Raw genomic sequence first — 14,850 nt, forward strand, 5'->3', positions numbered from 1 at the left:
CGGCAGTCGCTTGCGGCGGTGCGCCAGCAGGTCCGGGTGCTCGAGGGCGAACTGCTGCGGCCCTTCGAGCCCGATGCCGGCCTGGCCGACTGACGCATTCCCTTTCAAGCCGCCGCTGCCCGCTGCCTCCGGATCCTTCCCCAGCCCCATGCCTGCCGCCCATTCCGTCCCGGTCGCCGAGTCCTTTCCCGACTGGTCGGCGCGCCGTTGTGACCAGGTCGAGCGGGCCCTGCATGCGCTGCTGCCACCCGCCGATGCCGTGCCGGCACGCCTGCACGAGGCCATGCGCTACGCGGTGCTCGGCGGTGGCAAGCGGGTGCGGCCCCTGCTGGTCTATTCGGCCGGCGAACTGGTCGGCGCTCCCGAGGCCGCGCTCGACGCGGCGGCCTGCGCGGTGGAGTGCATCCACGCCTACTCGCTGGTCCATGACGACATGCCCTGCATGGACGACGATGTCCTGCGCCGGGGCAAGCCCACGGTGCATGTCGCCTTCGGCGAAGCCAACGCCATGCTGGTCGGCGATGCGCTGCAGGCCCTGGCCTTTGCCGCCATCGCGTCAGCGCGCGGCCACGGCGTGGCGGCCGAGTCCGTGGTCGACATGACCGTGGCGCTCGCCGCAGCGGCGGGCTCGCAGGGCATGGCCGGCGGCCAGGCCATCGATCTCGATGCCGTCGGGCAGGTGCTCGATCGTGCCTCGCTCGCCGACATGCACCAGCGCAAGACCGGGGCCATGCTCTCGGTGTCGGTGCTGCTGGGCGCCGCCTGCGGGCAGCAGGCTGGCGGGCGCGCATCCTGGCTGGCACGCTACGGCCATGCGGTCGGGCTGGCCTTCCAGGTGGTCGACGACATCCTCGATGTCACCGGCGACGCCGCCTCGCTGGGCAAGACCGCCGGCAAGGATGCCGACCACGGCAAGCCCACCTATGTTTCCATCCTGGGCCTCGATGCCTCCCGCCACCTGGCCGCCGAGCTGCTGGCCCAGGCCCGGGAAGCGGTGGCCGCACTCGGGCCCGGCGCGGGCCGGCTCGGCGACATCGCCGAACTCATCGTCATGAGGCAGTCTTGACCACCGGAAAACACCCTCTGCTCGAGCGGGTCGCCAGTCCCCGGGATCTGCGCTCCTTCGATCGCGCCCAGTTGAGCGTGCTGGCCGATGAGCTTCGCGCCTTCCTGCTCGAATCGGTCGCCCGCACCGGCGGCCACCTGTCGTCCAACCTCGGCACGGTCGAGCTCGCCATCGCCCTGCACTACGTGTTCGACACGCCCCGTGACCGGCTGGTCTGGGATGTCGGCCACCAGAGCTACCCGCACAAGGTGCTCACCGGCCGGCGCGACCGTCTGGCCACCATCCGCCAGCTTGGCGGCATCTCGGGCTTTCCGCGTCGCAGCGAGTCCGAGTACGACACCTTCGGCACCGCGCACTCGTCCACCTCCATCTCGGCGGCGCTGGGCATGGCGATCGCCTCGCGCTACCAGGGCGAGAACCAGGGGCCGGGCCGGCGCCGCCATGTGGCGGTGATCGGCGACGGCGCCATGTCGGCGGGCATGGCCTTCGAGGCGATGAACAATGCCGGGGTCTCCACCGACATCGACCTGCTGGTGGTGCTCAACGACAACGACATGTCGATCTCGCCGCCGGTGGGTGCGCTCAACCGCTACCTGGCGCGGCTGATGTCGGGCCAGTTCTACGCCAAGGCGCGGGATGTCGGTCGTGCGGTGCTGGCCAAGGTGCCCACCATGTTCGAGCTCGCCCGCCGCTTCGAGGAGCATGCCAAGGGCATGGTCGTGCCGGGCACGATGTTCGAGGAGTTCGGCTTCAACTATGTCGGCCCCATCGACGGCCATGACCTCGACTCGCTGATCCCCACGCTGTCCAATCTGCGCGAGCTGCGCGGCCCGCAGTTCCTGCATATCGTCACCCGCAAGGGCCAGGGCTACAAGCTCGCCGAGGCCGATCCGGTGCTCTACCACGGGCCCGGCAAGTTCGATCCCGCGCAGGGTATCCAGAAGTCGCCGGCACCGCCGAAGCTCACCTTCACCCAGGTGTTCTCCGACTGGATCTGCGATGCCGCCCAGCGCGATCCCCGCCTCATGGCCATCACCCCGGCCATGCGCGAAGGCTCCGGCCTGGTCGAATTCGAGAAGCGCTTCCCCACCCGCTACTTCGATGTCGGCATCGCCGAGCAGCACGCGGTCACCTTCGCCGCGGGCCTGGCCTGCGAGGGCCTCAAGCCGGTGGTGGCCATCTACAGCACCTTCCTGCAGCGTGGCTACGACCAGCTCATCCACGATGTGGCGTTGCAGAACCTGCCGGTGATGTTCGCGCTCGACCGGGCGGGCCTGGTGGGCGCCGACGGCGCCACCCATGCCGGCGCCTTCGACTTTGCCTACCTGCGCTGCATTCCCAACATGATCATCGCGGCGCCCTCCGACGAGAACGAGTGCCGGCAGATGCTGCAGACCGCGTTCGAGCACGACGGGCCCAGCGCGGTGCGCTATCCGCGTGGCGCGGGCCCCGGCGTGCCGGTGGTGCAGGCCTTCACCGCCATGGCGCCGGGCAAGGCCGAGGTGCGCCGCGAAGGCCGCCGCATCGCGCTGCTCGCCTTCGGCACGCTGCTCGCGCCGGCGCTGGCTGCCGGCGAGGCGATCGATGCCACCGTGGTCAACATGCGCTGGGTCAAGCCGCTGGACGCCGATCTGCTGAAAGCGCTGGCCGCCAGCCACGACGCATTTGTCACCCTCGAGGAGCATGTGGTGCAGGGCGGCGCGGGAGCCGCGGTGGCCGAGTGCCTGGCCACGCTCGGGCTGGCGGTGCCGATGCTGCACCTCGGTCTGCCCGACCGTTTCGTCGATCATGGCGAGCAGGCCCAGCTGCTGCGCCTCGAGGGGCTCGACGCCGCGGGCATCGAGCGCTCCGCGCGCGAGCGCTTCCCTGACCTGTGCGCGGCCGCTGCCGCGCCGGCCTCGGCCGAAGCCGGCGTGGCCTGATCCCCAACATCCCGGAGTCCTCATGAACACACGCGAATCGGGCGCCCCCCTGAACGGCCCCATGCCCGATGTCCAGGGCAGCCTCGACGAGCGCCGCCTCGCGATCCAGCGGGTGGGGGTCAAGGGCGTGCGCTATCCCCTGCGCTGGCGCACCGCCGACGGCGGCGTGCAGCCCTCGGTGGGCGAGTTCGCCCTCTATGTGGCGCTCCCCGAAGACCAGAAGGGCACCCACATGTCGCGCTTCATCGGGCTGCTCGAGGAGATCTCCCAGGCCGACGCGCCGGCGCTCGATGTCGCCGCGGTGGTGGCGCTGCACCGACGCATGCTCGGCCTGCTCGAGGCCGAGCGCGGCTGCATCGAGATGAGCTTTGCCCTTTTCGTGCGCAAGACCGCCCCGGTATCCGGCGTGCAGAGCCTGCTCGACTATCAGGTCCGGGTGGTGGTCGACGGTGACGCCGCGTCGCCGGCGGCAACCCTCACGGTGGTGGCGCCGGTGAAGAGCCTGTGCCCCTGCTCCAAGACCATCTCCGACTACGGCGCGCACAACCAGCGCTCGCACATCACGCTGTCGGTGCGCACCCGCGAGCCGATGGCTCCCGAGGCGCTGATCCGGATCGCCGAGGAGGAAGCCTCCAGCGAGATCTACGGGCTGCTCAAGCGGGTCGACGAGAAGTTCATCACCGAGCGCGCGTACGACAACCCCAAGTTCGTCGAGGATCTGGTGCGTGATGTCGCCGGCCGGCTGCGCGACCATCCTTCGGTGATCGGCTTCGTGGCCGAGGCCGAGAACTTCGAGTCCATCCACAACCACTCCGCCTATGCGCGGATCGAGTCGGCACCGGCCTGAGCGCGGGCGCCGACCGGTCGAAAGCGCCGAATAGGCGGGGCGCCGGGCGGGTCTTCCCCGCAACGCCGGCACCACCGGCGGGGCATGCTGGCGGGATCGTATCCAGGCAACGGCGCATGGCGTGCCGGTCCGCCGGGTGCCTTCCCTTCCTGCCGCCGGGTAGCCCATGAACGATCCCCTCAAGGCCGCGAGCGTCGCGCCGGCCGAGTCGCCCGACAGCGCTGGCGTCATCGCCGCCCTTCCCCGGCTGGCGCCGCTTCCCGGCCTCCAGGCAGACCTGCCCGGTTTCGTGTGCTGGTCGCCAGGCGACGCCATCGCGCGGGTGTCCTCGCGCGCGCTCGACCTGCTCGGCATCGGCGGCGCCGATTCCATGCAGGCGCGCAGCCGGCTGTGGCAGGGCTTCGAGCCGGCCGACCGGGCGGCGATCGAGCAGGCCTGCGAACTGGTGCGCCCCGGCGGCGACCCCGTCGCCCTCAGCCTGCGCTGCGCGGGCACGGCTGCCGGCTGGATCCGGGTGGTGATCGATGCGCTGGTCCATGTCACCAGTCTGAGCTGGGATGTCTGCGTGGTGGTCTCCACCGGCCTGCCGCCCGACCAGGACGGTCTGGCTGGCGGGCGCCTGGTCTGCTACGACGGACTGACCGGCGAGGCCAACCGGCTGCAGTTCCAGGACCAGGTCGGCCACGCCCTGCGCCGGGCCGCGCGCGAGCGTGCGCTGCTGGCGGTGATGTCGATCGAGGTGATGCTCGAGGAGCCGCTCACCCCGGCGCAGGCCCGCGGGGTGGAGGACTTCGCCGGCCGCCTGCTGCGCACGGCGTCGCTTCGCATCGGACGCGCGCTGCGTGCCGAGGATCTGGCGGCGATCAGCCTCGCACCGATCCATCCGGCCGATGGTGAGCGCGACACCGCCGGCCGCTTTGCCGTGATGCTCGGCAGCCTCGCCGAACCGCAGGACGCGATCCGTGTGGCGCTGCGCATCGACGAACTGCTGTCCCAGCCGCTCACCATCGACGGCTGCCGTGTGAGCGCGCGACCGCGAACCGGGATCGCGCTCTATCCCTGGGACGATCAGGAGGCTGCCGGTCTGCTGCGCAGCGCCGACGCCGCGCTCGAGCGCGCCGGCCGCGAGCCAGGGTCGGTGCGCTTCTTCAGCAAGCCGATCAACGATCTTGCTGCCGATCGCCTCGCCCTGGAGGGCGACCTGCGCGAGTCGGTGAGCCACGAGGGCTTCACGCTGCACTTTCAGCCGCGTCTGGCCGCCGACACCCGCCAGGTGGTGGGGCTGGAGGCGCTGCTGCGCTGGCGTCAGCCCGGTCAGGGTCTTACCAGGCCGGGCAGCTTCATCGATGTGGCCGAGCAGTCCCGGCTGATCGTGCCGATCGGCCACTGGGCGATCCGCGAGGCCTGCCGGCAGAACCGGGCCTGGCAGCTGGCCGGCCTGCCGGCCGTGCCGGTGTCGGTCAATGTTTCGATGGTGCAGTTCCGCGACGAGGGCTTCGTGGCCTCGGTGGCCGAGCTGCTGGCCGAGACCGGGCTGGCGCCCGAACTGCTCGAGCTGGAGATCGCCGAGCCGGCGCTGGCGGTGGACATCACCGATGTGCTGCGGGTGATGCGTGCACTCAAGGCGCTGGGCGTGCGGCTGGCGATCGACGGCTTCGGCACCGGGCACACCTCGCTCGCCTGCCTGCGCGAGTACCCGATCGATGCCATGACCATTGACCGTTCCTTCATCGCCGACATCGATCGCCATCCGCGCGGCGCCGCGACCGCCTGCGCGCTGATCGACCTGGCTGGCCGCTTCGGCATCGCGGTCACCGCAGTCGGGGTCGAGACCGAACGGCAGCGCCGCATGCTGCTGGAGCATGGCTGCGCGCGCATGCAGGGACTGCTGTTCGCCCGACCGGGTTCGGCGCAGGTGATCGAGGGCCTCTGGCGCGAAAGCCTCGACGAGGCGCTGCCCGAGCGTACGGTGCCGATCGTGCCGGTGAGCGGGCCGTCCACCATGCAGTAGGGCGTCGCGCCCGCGCTGCCTCAGCCCAGGAAGCGCGCGATCCGCTGGTCGATGCGCGCCTGCAGTTCGCGGACCTGCGCGATGAGGGCGGCCGCTTCGGCCGCTTCGCCACCATGACGGAACTGCTCCAGCGAGCGGCACAGGCGAGCCAGGCCCATCGCGCCCACCGCCGCGGCGGCCGACTTGGTGCGGTGGCCCAGCGCGCCGATGGCAGCAAGGTCCTGGCGGGCCATGGCCTCGTCGAGCTCGGTCAGGGTCTTGTGCATGGAGTCGGTGAACATCGTGGCCGCCCGCCTGACCACCTCCATGCGCCCGCCCAGGGTGGCAGCGAGCACGGTCAGATCGATCACCTCGGGATCGCCGGTCGGGTCGCCGGGTGCCGGGTGCCCGGGGGCGGTCGAGTCGCGGGGCTCGGCATCAGCCGCAGCGGCAGCCTCGCTGCCGCCCGCTGCGCCGTCGGCGGCCTCCTCATCGGCCCCGGGCGCCGTCGGTGCTTCCGGCAGCCACTTGGAAACCATCGCGTACAGGCGCTGGGCCAGCACCGGCTTGGTGAGGAAGTCGTTCATCCCGGCATCCAGGCAACGCTGGCGATCCTCCTGACGGGCATTGGCCGTCATGGCGATGATCGGCACGCCTGACACCGCCGGCAGGTGCCGGATCGCCCGGGTGGCTTCCAGTCCGTCCATCACCGGCATCTGCATGTCCATGAGCACGCAGTCGAAGGCCTCGTCCCGCACCCTGGCGACCGCCTCCTCGCCGTCGGCGGCCACGGCCACCCGCGCCCCGATCTGCTGGAGCAGCTCGGTGGCCACCTGCTGGTTGAACTGGTTGTCGTCGACCACCAGCAGGCGCCGCCCGCGGATGCGCGCACGCTGCTCGGCGCTGGGCTCGGCGGCCCAGGAACTGGCGGCGGCCTCGGCGTCGGATTCCTCGGAGCTGCCCTCGGCGAGCTGGCCGCCCCAGTCCACCCTGAGGGTCAGCCAGAAGCTGCTGCCCTCGCCGATCTGGCTTTCCACACCGACCTCGCCGCCCATCAGATCGGCCAGCTGACGGCAGATCGCCAGGCCCAGGCCGGTGCCGCCGTAGCGCCGAGTGGTCGAGGCATCGACCTGATGGAAGGGCTGGAACAGCGTGGCCACCTGCGCCTCGCTCATGCCGATGCCGTTGTCGCTCACCTCGAAGCGGACCCGGGCGCCATGATCATCGCGCCGCAGGCACCGCGCGCGCACCACCACCCGCCCGCGGTCGGAGAACTTGATCGCATTACCCGCGAAGTTGAGCAGCACCTGTCCCAGGCGCAGCGGATCGCCGCGCAGCGGGCGCGCGAGTTCAGGATCGGTCTCGAAGACCAGCATCAGGCCCTTGCGGTCGGCGCTGTCGCCGAGCTGGCTGGCCACCGAGGCCAGCAGCGAGCCGATGGTGAAGTCGGTGATGTCGATCTCGAGCTTGCCGGCCTCCAGCTTGGAGAAGTCGAGGATGTCGCTGATGATGCCCAGCAGGTGCTGGCCTGACTGGCCGATCTTCTCGAGGTAGTCGCGCAGGCGGGGGTTGGGATCGGCGCGCTGGGCCAGATAGGTCAGGCCGATGATGCTGTTCATCGGCGTGCGGATCTCGTGGCTCATGTTGGACAGGAACTCGCTCTTGGCGAGGTTGGCCGCGTCGGCCTGGCGCCGGGCGAGTTCGAGCTCGCGGGTGCGCTCGAGGATGCGTGATTCCAGGCTGGCGTTGAGCTCGGCCAGGCTGCGTTCGGCGCGCCGGCGCGCGGTGACATCGCGGAAGCTGAACACCTGACCGCTGCCCCGCCCACCGGCCTCGAGCACCGAGCGGTGGCACTCGAAGATGCGGCCATCGTTCAGCTCGAGCGAGGTGGTGGGCTGGCCATCCGCGGGCGGAGGCTCGTCGGTGGACAGCCGTGCATCGCGCAGCCGGCTGTTCATGCTCTCGATGATCGGCGCCGCGTCATCGCCTTCGGCAGGGGCCGGCAGCGCCCACATCCGCGAGAGCAGGTGATTGGCCGCAAGCACCCGGCCGTCGGTGTCGGTGACCAGGATGCCGTCGGCGGTGGCCTCGAGCGTGGCGGCCAGCACCGCGTTGGAACGGGCGAGCGCCAGGTGGGTGCGCACCCGGCTGCGCACCACGGCCGGGCTGATCGGCTTGGCGATGAAGTCGACCGCTCCGGCATCCAGGCCGCGGGTTTCGTCGGCCGGATCATGGTGCGCGGTCACGAAGATCACCGGGATGGCCCGGGTCTGCGGATCGGCCTTGAGGCGGCGGCAGACTTCGAGCCCGTCGATGCCGGGCATGACCACATCGAGCAGCACCAGGTCGGGGTTCTCCTCCCGGCAGATGTGCAGGGCCCGCTCGCCGCTGGTGGCCTGCAGCACCCGGTGCTCGTCGGAGAGCGCCTGGTAGAGCATGCGGATGTTGATCGGCTGGTCGTCGACCACCAGCACGCAGCTGCGCCGCAGGCTGCGCTGCGCGTCGGCGGCGCTGCCGTGGCCTGGCGAGGGCGGTGGGGCCGTATCGGTCATGAGGCAAGCGAGCCGAGCAGACTGCGGCAGGCGGTGAGCGCGAGGTCGAAATCCAGGACGGCCATGGCCTCGTCCAGCGTCTTGAGCGGGCCGGTCTGCACCCTCGTGCCGAGCGCCGGACGCAAGGATTCGAACACATCCATCGCCCGCATGTCGGCATGCCCGAGCAGTTCGATCAGCTCGGTGAGGGCCTGGCGGATGCCGCTGGTGTCGCGCGAGCTGACCAGGGGCATGGGTTCACCCAGCGAGGACTCGATCAATGCGAGTCCGGCGCGGGCCTGTTCGGCGGCGCTCACCAGTTCGGCGATCGCATCCGGTTCCGGGACGGTGGTGCCGGTCTTGACCGCGGCTTCGATGCGCCCGGCCATCTCGGCCAGGCGCGAGGCCCCGAGCATGGCGGCGAGGCCGCGCAGGGTGTGCATCTCGCGCACCGTGACCGTCGGGTCCGCGGTTGCGCCGACCGACTGCAGCCGGCGGGTCATGTCCGGCAGGTCGGCGGCGAAACCGTGCAGCATGCGCAGGTAGATGGCGGTCTCGCCCTCGATCCGCGCCAGGGCGGCCGGCAGGTCGATGCCGTGCCGGGCGGCGTCGGCCACCAGGGCGGCCGGCAGGTCCATCGGGCTCGACAGGTTCAGGGCTGCCGGCATGCCGCCCTGGGTCGCCGGCGCCACCGCGCCAGGCCGGGCATGGCGCAGCAGCGCGCCGACCAGCGCCGCCAGCTCGAAGGGCTTGCCGACATGGTCGACCATCCCGGCCGCGAGGCAGGCCTGGCGATCGCTGTCGGAGGCATTGGCGGTCATGGCGATGATCGGCAGGTCACGCAGCCCCAGCCGCCCGCGGATCTCGGCAGTGGCGCTCAGGCCGTCCATCTCGGGCATCTGCAGGTCCATCAGCACCGCATCGAAGGGCGGATCGGCCTCGGCCACCGCGGCCACGCCCAGCCGGCCGTTGCCGGCCACCTCGACCAGCGCACCCTCCAGGCGCAGCAGTTCGCGGGCCACCTGCTGGTTGTTCGGATTGTCCTCGACCAGCAGCACCCGCAGGCCGGCCAGTCGCTGCACACGGCCTCGCCGTCCGCCGGCGTCGGCGGGCTGCTCGCCCACGAGCTGTCGGCCGCGGGCGTCGGCCACCGCGTCGAAGAGCATCGAGGCGGTCACCGGCTTGACCAGGAAGCCACCGATCAGGGCCTGCTGGGCCGGGTCGCGCCCGGCGAGCAGTTCGCGGGCGTGGGCGGTGACCATCATCACCAGACAGGCCTCGGGCAGGGTCGTGGAGCGACGCAGCCGCTGGCTGGTTTCCCAGCCATCCATGCCGGGCATCATCCAGTCGACGAAGATCGCGTCGTAAGGCCGGCCCTCGGCCGACGAGGCCTCGGCGAGCTCGATGGCCTGCTCACCGCTCTCGGCGAGATCGACCTGCCAGCCGAGCGTGCCGATCATGGTGGCCAGCACCTCGCGCGCGGCCGCGTTGTCGTCGACCACCAGCACGCGCAGCCGTGTCAGCGCGGGGTCGAGCAGCGCGCGAGGATCGGGCGCCGGGCAGTCGACCACCGGCAGGCGCAGTCGGAAGCGGAAGGTGCTGCCTTCGCCGAGCGTGCTCTCGAGTGCGATGCCGCTGCCCATCAGCGAGAGCAGCCGCTGCGAGATGGCCAGACCCAGGCCGGTGCCGCCGTAGCGCCGGGTGGTGGAGGCCTCGGCCTGCGAGAAGCCGCGGAAGATCTGCGCCTGGTGCTCGGGCGCGATGCCGATGCCGGTGTCGCTCATCGCGAACTCGATCAGCGCGTCCTGCCCGTTGTTCTCGAGCACCTTGACCGACAGCCGGACCTCGCCGTGCTCGGTGAACTTCACGGCATTGCCGCCGAGATTGATCAGCACCTGCTGCAGGCGCATGTCGTCGCCGAGCAGGCCCCGCGGCAGCGCCGGATCGACATCGAAGAGCACTTCCACATCCCTGTCGCCGATGCTCGCCGACAGGATCACCGAGAGGTCGCGCAGCAGCCGATCGAGCCGGAAGGGCTTGGGGTCGAGGCGCATCATGCCCGCCTCGGCCTTGGAGAAGTCGAGGATGTCGTTGAGCAGGCCGAGCAGCGACCGGGCCGAGCTGTCGGCCTTGCTGGCGTAGTCAAGCTGGCGCTGGCTGAGCGGCGTGTTGCGCAGAAGGGTCAGCATGCCCAGCACCGCGTTCAGCGGGGTGCGGATCTCATGGCTCATGTTGGCCACGAACTCGCTCTTGGCCTGGTCGCTGCGCTCGGCCACCTCCTTGGCCGCCCGCAGCGAGGCCTCGATCGCCTTGCGGTCGGAGATGTCGGTGCGGATGGCGATGTACTGCTCGGGCCGGCCGTCTTCGCCGAGCAGCGGCACGATGGTGGCATCCACCCAGTAGACCCTGCCGTCGCGCGCGCGGTTGCAGATCTCGCCGCGCCACACCCGACCCTGCGCGATGGTGGCCCAGAGGTTCTCGAAGAAGGCCGGCGGGTGCTCGCGCGAGCCGATGATGCGGTGGTTGTTGCCGATCAGCTCCTCGCGCGTGTATCCGCTGATCTGACAGAAGCGGTCATTGGCGTAGGTGATCGCGCCATCGGGGTCGGTGATGCTGACGATGGCATGCTGGTCGAGCGCGAACTTCTGGTTGTCGAGCGCCCGCCGGCTGGCTTCGCGCTCGCGCATCAGGCTCGCCGTGCGGTTGAATAGCTCCACCACCTGGCGGATCTCCACTGGCGCGCCCACCTCCATCGGCGCGCTGGTCTGCGCGCTGCCCGAGGCGAGCGCGAGCTCGAACTCGCGCAGCCGCCCCAGCCCGCCCAGCCAGCGGCTCACCAGGATGCGCACCAGCGTGAGGCCCGCCGCAAGCGCGGCCAGCCCCATGGCGAGCGCCAGCACCGACAGGTCCCAGAGATCACCGGCGACGCCGCGCGCATCGAAGTGCAGCCTCAGCACGCCGTAGTCCTTGCCGCCCACCGAGACCGCCCGGTTCACATCGTAGAGCTGGCGCTCCACCCAGTCGGTCAGTGGCTGGGGCGGCTGGCCGCGGGTGGGCGCGCGGCTGGTGGCCTGGATGCGCCCGCCACCGCGTTCGATGAAGGAGGCCGAGTCGAACACGGAGTCCTGAACCGCCTTGTCGAGGATCTTGCGCACGGTGTCGTAGTCGCCGATCACCACGCTGTCCTGCACCGCCTGCGCCACCACTTCCACCAGCATCACCGAGGCCTGCTGGGTGTTCTCCACCTGGTGGGTGAACTGGTGTCGCATGAAAAGCGCCAGACCGCCACCGAGCAGGATCAGCAGGCTGGCGCCGTAGAGCGCGAACACCCGGTTGACCAGCGAGCGGGGCAGCAGCCGTTCCAGGTGACCGAGCAGGGGCGGCATCGCAGGACGGATCGGCTCGGTGCTTCAGCGCAGGCTGGGCGGCGCCGACTGGTAGAAGGCGCGGTAGGCGCCGTATTCCGAGCCATTGGAGGCCACGAAATGGGTGGTCGACGGCAGTTTCACGAGCTCGGAGCTTTGCGCCAGCACCCGCTGTCCGGCCGGGTCGGTCTTCATGTCGAGGAAAGCCCTGGCCACTGACTGAAGGTCCTTGTCCGGCACCTTGCGCGAGGCCATGAGCGCCAGATCGTGCAGCGGCTCCGACTGCCAGAGTGCGCGCAGGGCCTGGTTCTCGCGCCGCGACCAGCCTTCCGCAAGCTGGGTATGGGTGCCGGCGGCCTTGACCTTGCCGCTCAGCAGCTGGGCGAAGGCGCCATCCATGTTGCCGCCAAAGACCACCTGCACATTGATGTTGCGCTTGAGCAGCTGGGCATAGGAGAACTTGTAGGCCACCGTGGCCTCGGGGCCGGGGAAGGCCACCTGCTGGCCTTCCAGCTCCTCGAGGCGCTGGATCGGCGAGGAGGCCAGCACCACGATCTGGCTGTGGATCGGCGGCGTCTGCCGACGGCCGAACACCCGCCAGCCCATCTGCTCGCGCTCCGGGCTGAACATGTGGTTGGAGAACAGGAACTCCACTTCGTTGGCGAGCACATAGGCGGTGGTGTCGGCCGACGTGCGCCCGATCTTGAGCTGCAGGCGCACGCCGCTGCGCGCCGACACATGCTCGATGATCGGATTCCAGTACTTCGCGGTGAGCTCGATGCCGTACTGGTTGACCGGTGAGAAGCGGTACGGGGTCGACTCCTGGGCAGCGCTGCGGCGCGGCAGGGCCGCAGCCCCGACCATGCCCAGGCCGGCCAGCAGCAGCGGGCGGCGATGATTCATCGGCAGGCTCATGCGGGTTGCCTCCAGGTGATCGGCTCAGTCACGGAAGTTCTCGTAGCCCAGCGGCACATCGGTGATCTCCTTGCGCAGCAGTGCGATCGCCGCCTGCAGGTCGTCGCGCTTGGCGCCGGTGACCCGCACGGTGTCGCCCTGGATGCTGGCCTGCACCTTGAGCTTGCTGTCCTTGACCAGCCGCACGATCCGCTTGGCGAGATCGCCGCTCACGCCGTGCCGGATGGTGATCGGCTGCTTGAGCTTGTCGCCCGAGATCTTCTGCGGATCGCCGTTTTCGAGGAAGCGCACATCGACGCCGCGTTTGGCGAACTTGGCCAGCAGCACATCGCGCACCTGGCCGAGCTTGAAATCATCGTCGGCATACGCGGTGAGTTCGCGTTCCTTCTGCTCGATACGGGCGTCGGAACCCTTGAAGTCGAAGCGGTTGGCGATCTCCTTGTTGGCCTGGTCGAGCGCGTTGCGGACCTCGACCAGGCTGGCCTCGGAGACGATGTCGAAAGAGGGCATGGTTTTCCTTTCGGGTCGGCCGGGCCGGCGTTCAGCCCAGCGGTTTCTCGAGAAACACCGCCCGGCCCAGGGCGGGGTCGAGCGCGTAGGCATGAAAGCCTGCCTGCTCGTAGGCGCGCAGTGCGCCGGTGTTGCCTTCCAGGACCTCGAGGGTGAGCTTGCAGCAGCCACGGGCCTGGGCCTCGGCCTGCGCCGCCGCCAGCAGCGCGCGGGCGATGCCCCGGCGCTGAAAGCGCGGGCTCACCGCAATGTCGTGGATGTTGAGCAGCGGCCTCGCGCGGAAGGTGGACACGCCTTCGAAGCAGTTGATCAGCCCTGCCGGCTCGGCACCGACGAAGGCCAGCCAGCCCAGGAAGTGCGGGCGTGCGGCGAGCACATCGGGCAGCGCCCGGCGGGCCGCATCGTCGAGCGGATAGCCTCGCCCGGTGGGACCGCTGGCGTATTCGTCGAGCAGGTGCAGCAGGGCGTCGCGGTGCACCGGTGCGTCGAGCCGGGTTCGGGTGACGGTGACGGGTTCGACGGGGGTGGACGACATTCCTGCCATCTTAACCCTGCGCCGCTCGAGGCCAAACCGCCCCGGCCGCCGAATGGCTCAGCCGCGTCGGGCCTCCAGCGCCTCCCAGCGCTCCAGGCAGCCCATCAGCTCGGTCTCGATCGCCGTCACCCGCTCATTCATGGCCCGCAGGCTGGCGGCTTCGCCATCGCCGCCGCGGTAGGTGGCCGGGTCGGCCAGCCGCGCGGCGAGCTGCTGCTGCTCGGCCTCCAGCGCCGAGATGCGCTCGGGCAGGGCCTCGAGCTCGCGCTGCTCCCGATAGCTGAGCTTGGCGCGTGCGGGATCGCGGCGGGCCGACGGCGGCGCTTCGGCAGGGCCGATGCCCTGTGTCGGCAAGGGGCGGGACCGATCCTCGCCGGCCGTGCCTGCCCGGGTGGCCGGTGCCGTCGTCGACGCTGCCGCCCGCTGCCGGGCCGTCTCGACATCGCTCCAGCCGCCGGCGTACTCCTGCCAGCGACCCTCGCCTTCGCTGGCCAGGGTCTGGGTGACCACCGCATCGAGGAAGGCCCGGTCATGGCTGACCAGCAGCAGGGTGCCGGGATAGTCGTCGAGCAGTTCCTCGAGCAGCTCGAGCGTGTCGATGTCGAGGTCGTTGGTCGGCTCGTCGAGCACCAGCAGATTGGCCGGCCTGGCGAACAGGCGGGCGAGCAGCAGGCGGTTGCGCTCCCCGCCCGAAAGCGTGCGCACCGGCGAGCGGGCGCGCGCCGGCTCGAACAGGAAGCGTTCGAGGTAGCTCATGGCGTGGATCCGCTGGCCGGCGATCTCGACCCACTCCGAGCCCGGCGAGATGGTGTCGACCACCGTGGCCTCGGGATCGAGCTGCTCGCGCAGCTGGTCGAAGTAGGCGAGCTGCAGCTGGGTGCCCAGGCGCACGCGGCCGGCATCGGGGCGCTGCTGGCCGAGCAGGGTACGCAGCAGCGTGGTCTTGCCCGCGCCGTTGGGGCCGACGATGCCCACCCGGTCGCCGCGCTGGATCAGGCAGCTCACCTCGTGGAGCACGGCCCGGCCGTCGAAGCGCACCGTGGCCTCGATCAGCTCGGCCACCAGCTTGCCGGACTTCTCGCCGGCGTCGACGGCGAGGCGGGCCCGGCCGATGCGCTCGCGACGGGCCTCGCGCTGCGCCCGCAGGGCCTGCAGGCGGCGCACCCGGC

10 protein-coding genes are annotated in these 14,850 nt (G+C 70.7%); 4 read left to right on the plus strand and 6 right to left on the minus strand.

Going from position 1 to position 14,850, the window contains the following annotated elements; genetic code table 11:
* Nucleotides 1-148: 148 nt before the first annotated feature.
* The 4 genes from AC2H6A_RS11980 to AC2H6A_RS11995 all read left to right on the plus strand — a co-directional run bounded on the left by AC2H6A_RS11980 (nucleotide 149) and on the right by AC2H6A_RS11995 (nucleotide 5,846).
* Nucleotides 149-1,066 carry a polyprenyl synthetase family protein gene (locus AC2H6A_RS11980; RefSeq protein WP_484273816.1) on the plus strand — a complete coding sequence of 306 codons (918 nt, stop codon included), beginning with the start codon at nucleotides 149-151 and terminating at the stop codon, nucleotides 1,064-1,066.
* Nucleotides 1,063-2,988, plus strand: coding sequence for a 1-deoxy-D-xylulose-5-phosphate synthase (dxs, locus tag AC2H6A_RS11985; RefSeq protein WP_484273818.1), 1,926 nt, complete (start codon nucleotides 1,063-1,065; stop codon nucleotides 2,986-2,988). The genes AC2H6A_RS11980 and dxs overlap by 4 nt, the downstream gene beginning before the upstream one ends.
* Nucleotides 2,989-3,010: 22 nt before the next feature.
* On the plus strand, nucleotides 3,011-3,835 hold the full coding sequence (gene folE2 / locus AC2H6A_RS11990) for a GTP cyclohydrolase FolE2 (protein ID WP_484273820.1): 825 nt from the start codon (nucleotides 3,011-3,013) through the stop codon (nucleotides 3,833-3,835).
* 166 nt (nucleotides 3,836-4,001) lie between these two features.
* On the plus strand, nucleotides 4,002-5,846 hold the full coding sequence (locus AC2H6A_RS11995) for a putative bifunctional diguanylate cyclase/phosphodiesterase (RefSeq protein WP_484273821.1): 1,845 nt from the start codon (nucleotides 4,002-4,004) through the stop codon (nucleotides 5,844-5,846).
* A 20-nt stretch (nucleotides 5,847-5,866) separates the two neighbouring features.
* Here the strand turns inward: AC2H6A_RS11995 and AC2H6A_RS12000 are convergent, their stop codons facing one another.
* From AC2H6A_RS12000 to AC2H6A_RS12025, 6 genes are all read right to left on the minus strand, one after another.
* Nucleotides 5,867-8,377, minus strand: coding sequence for a response regulator (locus tag AC2H6A_RS12000; protein WP_484273822.1), 2,511 nt, complete (start codon nucleotides 8,375-8,377; stop codon nucleotides 5,867-5,869).
* Complete coding sequence (locus tag AC2H6A_RS12005; protein ID WP_484273824.1) at nucleotides 8,374-11,742, minus strand: PAS domain-containing hybrid sensor histidine kinase/response regulator; 3,369 nt, start codon at nucleotides 11,740-11,742, stop codon at nucleotides 8,374-8,376. Before AC2H6A_RS12005 ends, AC2H6A_RS12000 begins: the two co-directional genes overlap by 4 nt.
* Before the next feature lie 24 nt (nucleotides 11,743-11,766).
* Entirely contained in the window at nucleotides 11,767-12,636 is an 870-nt protein-coding gene (locus tag AC2H6A_RS12010; protein ID WP_484273826.1) for a phosphate/phosphite/phosphonate ABC transporter substrate-binding protein, read from the minus strand.
* A 24-nt stretch (nucleotides 12,637-12,660) separates the two neighbouring features.
* Nucleotides 12,661-13,146 carry a YajQ family cyclic di-GMP-binding protein gene (locus AC2H6A_RS12015; RefSeq protein ID WP_484273828.1) on the minus strand — a complete coding sequence of 162 codons (486 nt, stop codon included), beginning with the start codon at nucleotides 13,144-13,146 and terminating at the stop codon, nucleotides 12,661-12,663.
* A 31-nt stretch (nucleotides 13,147-13,177) separates the two neighbouring features.
* Nucleotides 13,178-13,681: a GNAT family N-acetyltransferase gene (locus AC2H6A_RS12020; protein ID WP_484273830.1), complete on the minus strand. Its 504-nt coding sequence runs from the start codon at nucleotides 13,679-13,681 to the stop codon at nucleotides 13,178-13,180.
* A 57-nt stretch (nucleotides 13,682-13,738) separates the two neighbouring features.
* A partial coding sequence (locus AC2H6A_RS12025) for an ATP-binding cassette domain-containing protein (RefSeq protein WP_484273831.1) occupies nucleotides 13,739-14,850 on the minus strand: 1,112 nt, incomplete at its 5' end.

The sequence above is a fragment of the Quisquiliibacterium sp. genome, assembly GCF_982640115.1.

What these genes read in the sequence shown, in the direction of transcription:
- AC2H6A_RS12005 (WP_484273824.1), bottom strand. Translation starts at nt 11,742, where the DNA reads ATGCCGCCCCTGCTCGGTCACCTGGAACGGCTGCTGCCCCGCTCGCTG.
- AC2H6A_RS12010 (WP_484273826.1), bottom strand. Translation starts at nt 12,636, where the DNA reads ATGAGCCTGCCGATGAATCATCGCCGCCCGCTGCTGCTGGCCGGCCTG.
- folE2 (WP_484273820.1), top strand. Translation starts at nt 3,011, where the DNA reads ATGAACACACGCGAATCGGGCGCCCCCCTGAACGGCCCCATGCCCGAT.
- AC2H6A_RS11980 (WP_484273816.1), top strand. Translation starts at nt 149, where the DNA reads ATGCCTGCCGCCCATTCCGTCCCGGTCGCCGAGTCCTTTCCCGACTGG.
- AC2H6A_RS12015 (WP_484273828.1), bottom strand. Translation starts at nt 13,146, where the DNA reads ATGCCCTCTTTCGACATCGTCTCCGAGGCCAGCCTGGTCGAGGTCCGC.
- AC2H6A_RS12020 (WP_484273830.1), bottom strand. Translation starts at nt 13,681, where the DNA reads ATGTCGTCCACCCCCGTCGAACCCGTCACCGTCACCCGAACCCGGCTC.
- AC2H6A_RS11995 (WP_484273821.1), top strand. Translation starts at nt 4,002, where the DNA reads ATGAACGATCCCCTCAAGGCCGCGAGCGTCGCGCCGGCCGAGTCGCCC.
- AC2H6A_RS12000 (WP_484273822.1), bottom strand. Translation starts at nt 8,377, where the DNA reads ATGACCGATACGGCCCCACCGCCCTCGCCAGGCCACGGCAGCGCCGCC.